General features: G+C 68.7%; 10 protein-coding genes and 1 pseudogene. 5 read left to right on the forward strand and 6 right to left on the reverse strand.

What is annotated here, in order from left to right; translation table 11 throughout:
- Positions 1-507: 507 nt before the first annotated feature.
- Together AB0G47_RS40705 and AB0G47_RS40710 are read right to left on the reverse strand one after the other, a co-directional pair.
- On the reverse strand, positions 508-996 hold the full coding sequence (locus AB0G47_RS40705; protein WP_360781148.1) for a transposase: 489 nt from the start codon (positions 994-996) through the stop codon (positions 508-510).
- Positions 921-1,349 (reverse strand): IS5 family transposase, encoded by a 429-nt coding sequence (locus AB0G47_RS40710; protein WP_360781124.1) that lies wholly within the window; start codon positions 1,347-1,349, stop codon positions 921-923. Before AB0G47_RS40710 ends, AB0G47_RS40705 begins: the two co-directional genes overlap by 76 nt.
- A gap of 222 nt (positions 1,350-1,571) precedes the next feature.
- On the opposite strand from AB0G47_RS40710, the gene AB0G47_RS40715 reads away from it, so the two are divergent.
- From AB0G47_RS40715 to AB0G47_RS40725, 3 genes are all read left to right on the forward strand, one after another.
- Entirely contained in the window at positions 1,572-2,390 is an 819-nt protein-coding gene (locus AB0G47_RS40715; RefSeq protein ID WP_360781127.1) for a polysaccharide deacetylase family protein, read from the forward strand.
- Positions 2,391-2,687: 297 nt separating this feature from the next.
- The gene (locus AB0G47_RS40720; RefSeq protein WP_360781130.1) at positions 2,688-3,161 is read left to right on the forward strand and encodes a nuclear transport factor 2 family protein; all 474 of its coding nucleotides are present in this window, start codon (positions 2,688-2,690) and stop codon (positions 3,159-3,161) included.
- A gap of 409 nt (positions 3,162-3,570) precedes the next feature.
- Positions 3,571-3,747, forward strand: coding sequence for a hypothetical protein (locus tag AB0G47_RS40725; protein WP_360781133.1), 177 nt, complete (start codon positions 3,571-3,573; stop codon positions 3,745-3,747).
- 311 nt (positions 3,748-4,058) lie between these two features.
- On the opposite strand, the gene AB0G47_RS40730 is transcribed toward AB0G47_RS40725, so the two are convergent.
- Entirely contained in the window at positions 4,059-7,151 is a 3,093-nt protein-coding gene (locus tag AB0G47_RS40730; RefSeq protein ID WP_360781135.1) for a family 16 glycoside hydrolase, read from the reverse strand.
- 364 nt (positions 7,152-7,515) lie between these two features.
- Here AB0G47_RS40730 and AB0G47_RS40735 point away from each other — a divergent pair, with 364 nt between their 5' ends.
- The gene (locus tag AB0G47_RS40735; protein ID WP_360781138.1) at positions 7,516-8,061 is read left to right on the forward strand and encodes a pyridoxamine 5'-phosphate oxidase family protein; all 546 of its coding nucleotides are present in this window, start codon (positions 7,516-7,518) and stop codon (positions 8,059-8,061) included.
- A gap of 7 nt (positions 8,062-8,068) precedes the next feature.
- Here the strand turns inward: AB0G47_RS40735 and AB0G47_RS40740 are convergent.
- Positions 8,069-8,947, reverse strand: a pseudogene (locus tag AB0G47_RS40740) (sigma-70 family RNA polymerase sigma factor).
- Between AB0G47_RS40740 and AB0G47_RS40745 the strand changes: the two are divergent.
- Positions 8,897-9,325, forward strand: a complete 429-nt coding sequence (locus AB0G47_RS40745; RefSeq protein WP_360781151.1) for a carboxymuconolactone decarboxylase family protein — start codon at positions 8,897-8,899, stop codon at positions 9,323-9,325. The pseudogene AB0G47_RS40740 and the gene AB0G47_RS40745 overlap by 51 nt on opposite strands.
- A gap of 12 nt (positions 9,326-9,337) precedes the next feature.
- On the opposite strand, the gene AB0G47_RS40750 is transcribed toward AB0G47_RS40745, so the two are convergent.
- Both AB0G47_RS40750 and AB0G47_RS40755 read right to left on the reverse strand, forming a co-directional pair.
- Positions 9,338-9,862, reverse strand: a complete 525-nt coding sequence (locus tag AB0G47_RS40750) for an ATP-binding protein (RefSeq protein WP_360781142.1) — start codon at positions 9,860-9,862, stop codon at positions 9,338-9,340.
- A 631-nt stretch (positions 9,863-10,493) separates the two neighbouring features.
- On the reverse strand, positions 10,494-11,113 hold a 620-nt coding region (locus tag AB0G47_RS40755; RefSeq protein ID WP_360781145.1), incomplete at its 5' end, for an acyl-CoA dehydrogenase family protein.

Below are 11,113 nucleotides of genomic sequence, written 5' to 3' on the forward strand. Positions count from 1 at the left end.
GCCCCCCCGCCCCCCCCCAGCGCCCCCCCCCCCCCCCCCCCCACACACCGAACCCTCAACTGCCGGACAAATCCGGCCTCTCCGTCCGCCGCGCAACCGCATGAGCAGCGTGGGGCTTTGTCGCCGAAGGCCCTCGGGGGTGACGCCAGGCCGGGCGGTCACGGAAGAGACGTCAAAACCTCCTTGCTGGTCCGATGAATCGATGAAGCGGTCCTACAACTGACGGAAGTCCGACCTGACCTCGTCCGGGGCGTGACTTATCTGAAGAAAGCCAAGAAAGGAGCCATCCCCATGCTCTGGCCCGCGCTCCGGGCGCTCTCCCATGGAGAGCTGACTCCCGATCAGCTACGGCGGCTGCTCGGCACGCTCCGGCTCGAAGAGGCCCCCCGCCGCCCGGCACTCCCGAGTCCGGCATCGGCGTCTCCTGGGACCTCCCATACGACGAGCTGGACCAGCTGTGGCCACACGTTGGCCTGCGCAGGGACGCCCCACGGGAGGTGAAGGAGGTCAAGCTACGCGAGGTGATGCGCACTCCGGTCTGGTCCGACGCCCCTCCGACCCTCCGCCGCCAAGCCAAGGCCTTCCTTCGCGGCGTCTGACCCTCGTCCGAGAGCGTGATGACGCCCCGCCTTGAGCGCCACCGCGTGAACCGAGCTTCTTGCGGTTGAGGACCTGGTCGGACTTCTCCGGGATCGTGCAGCGGACTCCTCGCCTGCGGAGGTAGGTGCGGTTCGCGCGAGAGCCGTACGCCTTGTCGGCGCGCACCTTGTCCGGCCTGGTACGTGGCCGGCCCGGCTCGATGCGGGCCACTCGAATGCCCTCCAGAATCGGCTGGATGGGGCTGTCGTGCCGCTGACCGGCGGTGACGAGCAGGGATAGTGGCTTCTGCCCCTGCTCGACCGCCAGGTGCAGCTTGGTGATCAGCCCGCCGCGCGAGCGACCGAGGCCGTGGTCGTCAGGCTCGGTGTCGATACCGCCGGGAGGCTCCTTCTGCAGGTCCCCCTTTTACACGCCCCGGACGCGTGCTGGTGGGCCCGGGCGATCGTGGAGTCCACACTCACATCCCATGTGATCAGGCCCTTCGCATCGGCCTCTGCCTGTAGCTGCTGGAAGAGCCGCTTCCAGGTGCCGTCGCGCTGCCACCGCCGGAACAGATCGTAGGCCCGGTCCCACGGTCCGTACCGCTCCGGGAGATCCCGCCACGGTGAACCAGTCCTGGTCCGCCACTGTATGCCGTCGATCAGCTGTCGACGCGACCACGTTGGCGGCCGACCGCGCGTCCTGCCCTGCGGCAACAACGGCTCCAGCCGCGCCCACTGCCCGTTCGTCAGATCACCACCCCCCCCCACGATCCTGGATCATCCGAGACCTTGATCCACTTTCGCAACAGGCCCTAGTTGGCTGGTCAGCGCTCTACTTGGCCGGTGTGTGCGTTCTAGGTGGCCGGCAGGGTAGCGGCCAGGCTGCGCCGCGTGACAGGTTTCACGGGCCGTCGTGGGCGGAGGCGGTAGGTGCTCAAGGGTGGGGCTCGGTCGGCCGATGGCTGGAGCATGCACTCACTTTCTGTGATCATGGACCGCCGCCCTCTCGCCTGGCGCCTGCTCAGGACAGGCCCCGTGTTCGCCGTCCTGCTGTGGACCCTCGCGCAGGGGCCAGTGGCCCAGCCGACCGAGGCCGTCGCGGTGCACCCGGCGGTGACCGTGGAAGACAAGGGACTGCGGGCGTTGTTCGGATCGGAGAACCGGGTGATCCGTACGCGCGAGCGGGTGATCGCCGTGACGTTCAACGCGGCCTGGAACGATGCCGGCCTGGACAACATCCTCGGTGAGCTCGCCCGCCATCGCGCACCCGCCACGTTCTTCCTCACTGGCGACTTCGCCAACCGCTACCCCGCGGTGGTGAGGAAGATCGCGGCAGCCGGCCACGGGCTGGGCAACCACTCCTTCAGCCACCCCCACTTCAAGGACCTGGCCGAAGCCGGACGACGGCACGAAGTGGCGGCGGCGGACCGAGCCCTTCGCGCGGCCGGGGCAAGCCGCGCCGTGACGCCGTTCTTCCGGTTCCCGTACAGCGAGACCAGTCCCGCTCACATCAGGGAGGTCAACGCCCTCGGGTTCGCAGACATCGAGTACACCGCCGACACCAACGGATGGAAGGGGACCGGAGGCGGCATGACGGTGGACCGCGCAGTGGACAGGGCACTGGACGCCCTGCGTCCGGGAGCGGTCCTGCAGATGCATCTCGGGGCGTCACAGGGCCGCACCGAGGTGATCGACGCCCATGCCCTGCCCCGGATCCTCAAGGCGCTCAACGCCCGCGGCTACCGTGTCATCGACCTGCGCACTCTGCTCACATCTGAGTGCGCACCTGGCCGGACCCCGGCCGAGTAGAAGGTTTTGACGTCTCTTCCGTGACGGCCCGGCCTGGCGTCGCCCCCGAGGGCCTTCGGCGACAAAGCCCCACGCTGCTCATGTGGTTGCGCGGCGGCCGGCGGCCTGGACGCGGTTCGTCTGACGTAGCCGTCACGGAAGCGCGGTCAGAACCAATTTCGGGGCTCTGTCCGCAGTTCTGTGAAACGGCGTCGTTGTGGGAGGAGCGGAACACAGGACGAGGGGGCACGGCGTGCATGCTGAGTGCCGCTCGGGGAAACCTCCCGTTCCCATGCATGAGTCTGCTATGAGTTGATCATGGATGTCGAGCCCCTTGACCCGATGCAACGTCTCATCGCCGAGCGAGCTTGTGAGCGACTGATTGTCGAGTTCGTCCGCCGGCTCGACCTCGGGGACCCGAGCTCGGTGGCGGACCTGTTCACGCCGGACGGGATCTGGGCATGGCCCGCCGGCGATCGTCACATAGCGGGCCGCGAGGCTCTTCGTGACTACTTCGGCAGTCGGCCCGAGGACCGGCTGTCGCGTCGTATGTGCACCAACATGCTGGTCACCGTGATCTCTCCGGAGGCAGCCGCTGCCACCTCCTACCTCACCACGTACCGGGTCGACGGCTACTCCGAGGGCATGGTGCCGCCCCGGCCCCCGGCTCAAGTGGGGCATTACGAGGACACGTTCCGCAAGGTGGACGGCACCTGGCTGCTCGCCACCCGGACCACGTTCCTGTCCTTCGCCGGTCCCACGGAACGCCTCGAGCACCCTGGCCGGTCGTGACGCTGAGGTGCCGGCCTCCCAGGACTCAGCTGGTCGAGGACCCGAAGCCGTAGGCATTCAGGGGCGCACGGGCACAGTTGAAGGCGATTGCGTGACGCTCATGGCTGGGTCCGCCTCGACATCTACCTCGTCCACCCGTCGATGGTCCTCGTGCAGTCCGCGAAGAGCTCAGGCCAAGGAGCCGAACGGCAGCCGGCCGCCGCAGCAGTGGTCACCGTCAACCCAGGAACGGACATCGCCGCCCATCCCGTCTGTCCAGGGACCCTCGGCGTTCCCAAAGACCAAGGATCCATCGAATCCCCCGCCGCTTCCTGACCGAGGCGGGCCCGTCGGATGACACTGAACGTAACTGGAGGCACCGGTCCTTGAGCCGTCGGTCAGCGGCCTCTGCCACGCGCGCGCCTTCCACATGAGCATCACCCCGCTCGGCAGCGAGGCACCGGAGCGGTACCACGCCATCCACCGGGAAATCCTTCAAGAGGCCCTCGCGGACGTCTCCCCGTCTCGGTCGGGAGTCACCGCCGACGTGCTGGCCACCATCGCGCCACACCTGCACAAGGTGCTGGTCACCGCCACCAGCGACTGATCCGCGTGCCGCATCCGCAACAGCTGTGACTGAGCACCTGATCCGGCGGATGAGTACTGGATCTGGCGGGCGGTGCAGTTGAGTCGGCTGGGCAGGGCAGTGCCTGACGGTGCATGTGCCGGACTTCGCCGTCTTCGTTGCTGGAGGAGTGCGGGTGGTGGACTGCGGCCTGCCGGGCCACGCGCCAGGTACCACGAACCGCGAACATCTCGCGCTCACTACCGGCTTCGTCCGGTAGTGCTCTCCGGGTCGCGCCTAGACGGCAGCCCGGAGAGCACCGGATCGATCGGCCTCTGGTTGAGTGCTCTGGTTCAGTCGACCGGTTCGATCCAGATATTGCGGAAGCGGACCTTGTTGCCGTGGTCCTGCAGTCGGATCGCGCCGGTTGCCGCGGATTCGGGATCGCCCGCGCCGGTCGGGCCGTCGACGGCCACGTTGTCGTGGACCTTCTTGCCGTTCCACACCACGGTGATCCTGGCGTCGGCGGTCTTCTTTCCGTCGGCGTCGAAGCGTGCGGCGCGGAAAGTGATGTCGTACGTCTGCCAAGTCTCGGGCGCGGTCGAGGCGTTGTGGTCGGCGGCCTTCTTGTTGTAGATGGACGCGGCTTCGTTCGCGGCGAGTTTCTCCACTCCGTACGAATCGAGTATCTGGATCTCGTAGCGTTCCTGAAGGTAGATACCGCTGTTGCCGCGGTCTTGTCCCGTGACGTCGTCGGGCAGTTTTGGTACGCGGAATTCGGCGTGCAGCTTGAAGTCGCCGAAGGCCTGTTTGGTGCGGATGTCCCCGCAGCACACTTCGATCGACTTCTCGGCCGTGTGCGGCCATTCGACGCTGCGGCCGTCGGTGTGCTGCCAGGCGGTGGAAGTGCTGCCGCCGGAGAAAAGGTCGATGCGGCTGTTGGGCCGGCGTACCTCGATCATGTCGAGGTTGACGTTGCCGGTGTCTTCGGGCCGGTAGGCGTACGTGATGGTGTTGTGGCCTTTGCGCAGGGCGAGTTGCTCGGTCTTGGTCGACCAGCGCTTCCAGGTCTCGGTCGAGGGGAGGCTCGTCTGGCGCGCCTTCCCGCCGTTCACGCTGACGCCGAGGGTCTTGGTGCCGGCCGAGGGGTGGGGGCCGTTGGCGTAGCGCAGGCCCACGGCGTAGGTGCCCCTGGCGGGGGCCTCGACGTCGAAGGTGACGGATGCGCCGGGGTCTTTGATGCCGTCGACGAAGCCGCCGCCGGTGTAGCCGGCGTGCTCGGTGTCGATGTCCGCGCCGCCGGACAGCCGTGCCGACTCGGCGTCGTAGGAGGTCACCGGCTCATCGTGGCCCGGGCGTGCGTTGAGGGTGTACCAGGCCTCGGTGGACCACAGTTGCTCATTGTCGGCGGAGGAGAAGGGACGCGGCGAGCGCACATGCACCACCCGGTCGCTCTTGAGGCCGGGGATGGTCAGGTGGACGGTGCGGCGGTCATCCGAGACGCGGGCGCCGGTGACGGGCAGGGATTCCTCGTCGACCTTCGGGCCGCCGTAGGCGGGGGTGGGGGCGTAGCGCCACTGCTCGACGGAGTAGGCGCCGCTGGTCAGTTTCTCTACGGTCTTGTCCGACAGCGGTTTGGTGTAGGTGAGCTTGAAGCCGTCGCGGGTGGCCCGCATGGTTTTGATGTCGAAGGCGGTCTTGCCGTTCGGGGTGAGCTTTTGCAGGCCGAAGCGGAGTTTGCCTTCCTGGCCCCAGTTGCCGTCGGCGCCGAGTCCGCCGGTGTAGATGGCCCCGTCGGGCCCGGTGGAGATGCGGGTGATGCCGGATTCCAGTCCCTGGGTGTGCCGGAACACGGCGCCCTGGAATTCGCCGCCGACCTTCTCCAGGTCGGCGCGCTGCAGCCCGCCGTAGGTGACGTCACCGAACATCAACTGCCCGGCGAAGGGCCCCTTCTTCACGGTCATCGGGGTGCTGGGGGAGTTGGCGATCTCGTTCTGCGGCAGCCACAGCACCGGCTTGGTGACGCTCTTGTCGTCGAACGGCCCGTCGGGATTGGTGTAGTGGTTGAAGAACCGGTCCTGCTTGACGTGTACGAGTTTCGAGGCGGGCAGCCAGCCGCCCTGGTTGTCGGTGACGAACAGTTCATTGTCCGGTCCGCGGCCGATGCCGTTGGGTGTGCGCAGACCGCCGGCCAGGTAACTGACCTTCCCGCTCGCCTTGTTGACCTTGATGGTGGTGCCGCGGTTGGCGGCGGGCTGCGGATCGGTCGTCGCGCCGCCGTAGTTGATGGCGACGGACAGATTCAGATAGAAATTCCCGTCTTCGTAGAGCAGCCCGAAGGCGAACTCGTGGAAGTTCCCGCCGTAGGGCCACTCGGCGACCTTCCGCGTCTCGCCCGCGTCGTTGTCCCCGTCGATGTCATCGAGCTCGGTCAGCTGATGCTTCTCGGACACATACAGCTTCCCGTCCACGTACTTGATGCCCATCGGCTCCTTGAGCCCATCGGCGATCTTCTTGTACGTGACCTTGTCAGGACCGGTGTCGCCGGTGACGTTGTCCAGGACGTACACCTGGCCCTTGGTCTCCTGGCTGCCGCCCCAGGTGGTCACCGCGAGCCGGCCGTCGGGCAGCCAGTCCATCGCGGACACCTGCGGCTCAAATCCCTTGGGGCGCAGGTCGGTCAGGGTGTAGCCGGGGTTGACCGAGGTGAGCGGGAGGCCGTCGCCGGGGGTGTCGTAGCTGCCCTCGCACTCCTTGCGGCCGGGCGCGGTGACGCGCACCACGCCGGCGTCGGTGCTGAGCACGGAATTCGGTACGAGGGTGAAGGCGTCGGCGCCGGGCGGCTTCCACTGCAGGGTGACCTGCTGGTCGTAGCTGCGGTCGAAGTGGTCGATGCGCAAGGGGTGGTAGCCCGGCGTGAGCGTGATCTCGCCGTCCTTGGGCTCGGCGCCGTGCAGTCCGTCGTGATCGACGACCTTCTTGTCGCCGATGAAGAGACGGGAGCCGTCATCACTGATCAGACGGAAGGTGTATGCGCCGTCGGCGGGGACGTTGATGTTGCCGGTGATCTGCGACACGAAGTTGTCGCTGAACCCGAAGCCTTCGGTGGAGGACCAGTCGACGGTGGGGATCAGCTTGTCGACGTTGGGGGTCTGGGCGGGCTTGAGGTCGCAGAGCTTGCTGAGCGGCGACTGGATGTCGAACACCCGCAGGGTGACGCCGGGTTCCTGCGGCGGCAGGTCGGCGAAGGGCTTCCGGCCGGCGTCGGTGTCGATGTCGGCGCCGGCGGTGGTCGGAGAGGTGAGCGCGCCCCCGGCCAGCAGCAGCCCGAGGAGGATCCCGGTGGCTCGACGCCGTCTCAGACGCGTATGCCGTCGGATCCGGGATGGGAACGTCGGGCGTGTGGGGCGCGTGGTGCGCGTGGGGTGCTCATGAGGTGGCGTCACTCTGTCTCCTGCTGCGCGCTGCGAGGCGGCCCGGGCCGCCTCGGCCGCCCGCGTCCGCGGAGTGGAGTTCCTGCACATACCGGTGGTGCGGGCGGCGGCATTCGGCCGCGCCTTGCACTGACTTCCGTACGAGAGCGACGCCCAGCGTACGAAGCGGGCCTCGCGTCGTCCATGCTTTGTCCTCAGAAAGGAGAAACTGGCCGGGAGTTGGTGTGCCGACGGATCCCGCCGCTCCTGTAGTGACGCAGTGACACGACCCGGATGCGCCGTGCTGCGCCGTGCCGCGCCCCACCGGGCCTGCGCGCCGTCGGGTGCCGGACTGCGTAGCCTTCGTTTCAAGAAGGAAGAGGGAAAGGAGTTCCGCATGACGCCGAAGCAGCCCAGGACCGAGCTCGACGCTCGCTACAGCTCCGCGCTCAACCCGCGCCCGGGAGCGGAGAACGTCACCGCCACCGACTGGGCCGAGGCCCAGCGCGGGCTGCGGGCCGCCGAGGTCTTCTGGATCACCACGGTCCGGCCGGACGGCCGACTGCACGTCACGCCGCTGATCGCCGCCTGGCACGACGGGGCGCTGCACTTCAGCACCGGGCCGGGCGAGCAGAAGGCGAAGAACCTGGCCGGCAATGCCCACTGCGTACTCACCACAGGGCGCAACTCACTCTCCGAAGGCCTCGACATCGTGGTCGAGGGCACGGCGGAGCGGGTGACGGATCCGGCGCGGCAGGACGAGGTCATCGCCGCGTTCGAGGAGCAGTACGGGGACCACATCACCTCGCCGGAGGGGACCTTCTACGGCTTCGGAGACAGTATCCGCAAGGGCAACGACCTGCTGTTCGCGGTGGCACCCGGCACGGCGTACGGCTTCGGGCACGACGGCCAGGTGTTCAGCCACACCCGCTACACCTTCTAGCAGGGATTCACGCCGGATCCGGCAGGTCCATCAGGGCGAGCCTGGCCGGGTCGACCACGACCGCGATGTCGCTGATCCGGCCATCGACGACGGTGAACGCGAGGACCGAGAGCGGAGTGCCGTCCTCGTGCCAGGAGATGACCCCCGGGAGGCCGTTGACGAGCACCGCCCGCCCCTGTGCGGCCGCGCCGGCGGACAGTTGCGCGCCGGAGGCGACTTGGTGGCGCCGAGGGCCACGACTACGCCGGAGGGGGTGTCGACGGTCAGTTCCACCTCGGGATCGAGTACCCGCAGCAGCTCATCAACGTCGCCGCGACGAGCCGCCGCGAGGAAGGCCTCCACCACCTCTCGCTGCTCCTGTCCGACGCCGGTTGGCGGCTCTAGCGCCCGTACCTTCCTGCGGGCGCGGCTGGCGAGCGTCTTGGTGGCGGCGGTGGACTTGCCGAGGATCTGGCCGATCTCGACGAACGGCACCGCGAACAGGTCGTGCAGCACGAACGCAAGGCGTTCGCTCGGCCCGAGCGACTCCAGGACGACGAGCAGCGCGAGCCCGACCGAGTCGGCGAGCACCGCGTCGTCCTCGGAAGCAGGACTGTCGTCGAGCGTCACCACGAGCTCGGAGAGGCCCTCGTCGTAAGACGCCTCCGGGCGGGCCTGGCGCGATCGCAGGACATCGAGGCTGATCCGGCCGACCACCGTGGTCAGCCGGCCGGCGAGGTTGTGGATGGTCGCCGCGTCCTGGCGGCAGAGGCGCAGCCAGGCCTCCTGGACCACGTCCTCGGCATCCGCGTGCGATCCGAACATGCGGTGGGCGACTTGCGCGCAGCCGGTCGCGCTGGGGCTCGAACGCCTCGGCCATCGGGTCCGTCGGGCTGGTGTCGGACATCCAGCCGGGGGCGCCGACAAGCACCTGCTGTCGCTGATCCATCTGCGTACCAGCCAGATCAACGGCTGCAGCCCGTGCATCTTCGCCTCGATCGAGGCGGCGAAGAAGGCCGGTGAGACAGACGAGCGGCTGCACAACGTGGTCGCGTGGCGCGAGACACCCTTCTACGCAGGGCAGGAGCGTGCGGCCCTCGCCCTGACCGAGGCCGCCACCCGGCTCCAGGACGGCGCGCCGGGCGTGACCGACGAGATCTGGGACGCCGCCGCCGATCAGTTCGGCGAGGAGCAGCTGAACGCGATCATCCTGGAGATCGCGCTGACCACCTTCTTCAACCGGATCAACCGCATGATCGGAGAGCAGGCCGGCAAGACCTGGTGAGCCGGGCGGCCCTCAACTCCTGACGGCCTCTGCGATTTGCTGAGCGGCCTGGGCGGGCGTGAGGTGCGTGGTGTCGACGACCTCGGCCTCACTGTGCAGCCAGGTGCGGGCCGCCTCGGCGTAGGGCTCGAGGTACTTGAGGCGGAAGGGGGAGTTGGGGCCGAGAACCGTATCTCCCGCGATACGCCCGCGGAGGGTGTCCTGGTCGGCGTGGAGGACGAAGTGCCGTACAGGAATGGCGTGGTGGGCGAGGCCCGTGCTGATCTCGCGCCAGTACTCCTCGACCAGGACCGTCATGGGCATCACCAGAGTGCCGCCGGTGTAGTCGAGTACGCGGCGGGCGGTCTCCACGACGAGCGGCCGCCACGGCGGCCAGTGCTGGAAGTTGTCCGTCCCGGGCAGCCCCGGCGTGATGTCCATGAGCGTCTCGCCGACCTTCTCGGCGTCGAACACCCGCGAATCCGGGATCAGTTGCTGCACGAGTGCACTGGTCGTCGTCTTGCCTGCGCCGTGGGTGCCGTTGAGCCATACGATCATGGGAGCCAACGCTAGCGGTGTGCCGGCCGAGGGGACGGGCGCGGCGGAAGTACGTCGGTTGTGTGGGGGTGCGCCACGGGAGTCTCCAGTACCTGGCCCCAGGGCCGGTCTCGTCTCCATGGTCACCCGGTAGCACGGGCGCGGCGAGCCGGGCCCGCGGTGCGGGCGGCAGCTTGCCTCCGGCGGGCGCTCCGCCGGGGGAGAGGCGCCGGGCCGCCTGGCCGTCGACCTCGCGGCAGGGCCAGCAGAAGCCGACCCCGGTCATCTGCGCGGCCCGTCCGCGTTGAGGTGGACCTTGCTGGTCCTCGCGCAACGGGGCACGCGGACCCGGGGCCCTCCGTGAACCGGTCGGCGTCCACGCCTGGACAGTCTCGGGAACCGTTCCCCCGGATCCCGCGTGACCTCTTGACGTGTCGTCGGCCGGTAGTGAGAGATCGTCCACACCGGCTGAAGAGCAGTTGGCCACGCCGTCCGCGTCCGCTCGGACCGAAAAGCCGTCGGCAGAGCCGACCGGCGACGAGCCCGGCTGTCCGGCTGCCCGGCTCAAATGAACGGCACGGCGGTGACGGGGACCGGATCCCTGGTGGGGCCGGCCCCAGGTGGTCGGGCCCCGCTCGCCGGCCCCGGATGGTCAGGTCAGGTCGAGGAAGCTCCACCGGGCGTCCGGCCGGGCACCGCTCAGCCACTTGCCGCAGTTCTGGAGCACGACAGGGCTCGACGTGATGTGCTGCGTGCCCGTCCCAAGGTCGCGCAGGAAGCGGTCGACGGGGCCGCGGCGGATCGCCGCCGAGCCGGCCCAGCGGTGCACGCTGCGGCCCACCTCGTACACGGTCGAGGTCGTGTGGTTCAGGACGAGACGGATCAGGGTGTCCTGCTCCGTGCTCGGCAACTCACCCTGGTCCAGGGCCTGTTCGACGTCCTGCCAGACGTCGTTCACCCAGGCCCGGGCTGCCCGAAGCCTCGCCTCCGCCGTCGCGTACTCGGCGTGGAACTGCGAGGTGTCAACCGCGGCACCCCGCGAACCGGTCCGCGCCGCGGCGACCCGCTTCAGCTCGTCCAGGAGCCGCCGGCCGACGCCGAGGGCCCAGCCCGTGTGCCCGATCGCCGACATGTTGACCAGGCCGAGGCAGTAGACGGCGCCGCCGTTGACCGGGGTGAACCAGTCACCGCCGACGCCTGTCACGTCGTCCGTGGGCAGATAGCGGTAGGCCAGGTCGACCGCCGACTGCTCCGGCACGTGCTGCGGCAGCA

This window comes from Streptomyces sp. NPDC021622 (assembly GCF_040640795.1).
GTDB lineage: Bacteria > Actinomycetota > Actinomycetes > Streptomycetales > Streptomycetaceae > Streptomyces.

Coding starts and splice junctions, on each gene's coding strand:
- AB0G47_RS40725 (WP_360781133.1), top strand. CDS start 3,571: ATGAGCATCACCCCGCTCGGCAGCGAGGCACCGGAGCGGTACCACGCC.
- AB0G47_RS40750 (WP_360781142.1), bottom strand. CDS start 9,862: ATGATCGTATGGCTCAACGGCACCCACGGCGCAGGCAAGACGACGACC.
- AB0G47_RS40720 (WP_360781130.1), top strand. CDS start 2,688: ATGGATGTCGAGCCCCTTGACCCGATGCAACGTCTCATCGCCGAGCGA.
- AB0G47_RS40715 (WP_360781127.1), top strand. CDS start 1,572: ATGGACCGCCGCCCTCTCGCCTGGCGCCTGCTCAGGACAGGCCCCGTG.
- AB0G47_RS40735 (WP_360781138.1), top strand. CDS start 7,516: ATGACGCCGAAGCAGCCCAGGACCGAGCTCGACGCTCGCTACAGCTCC.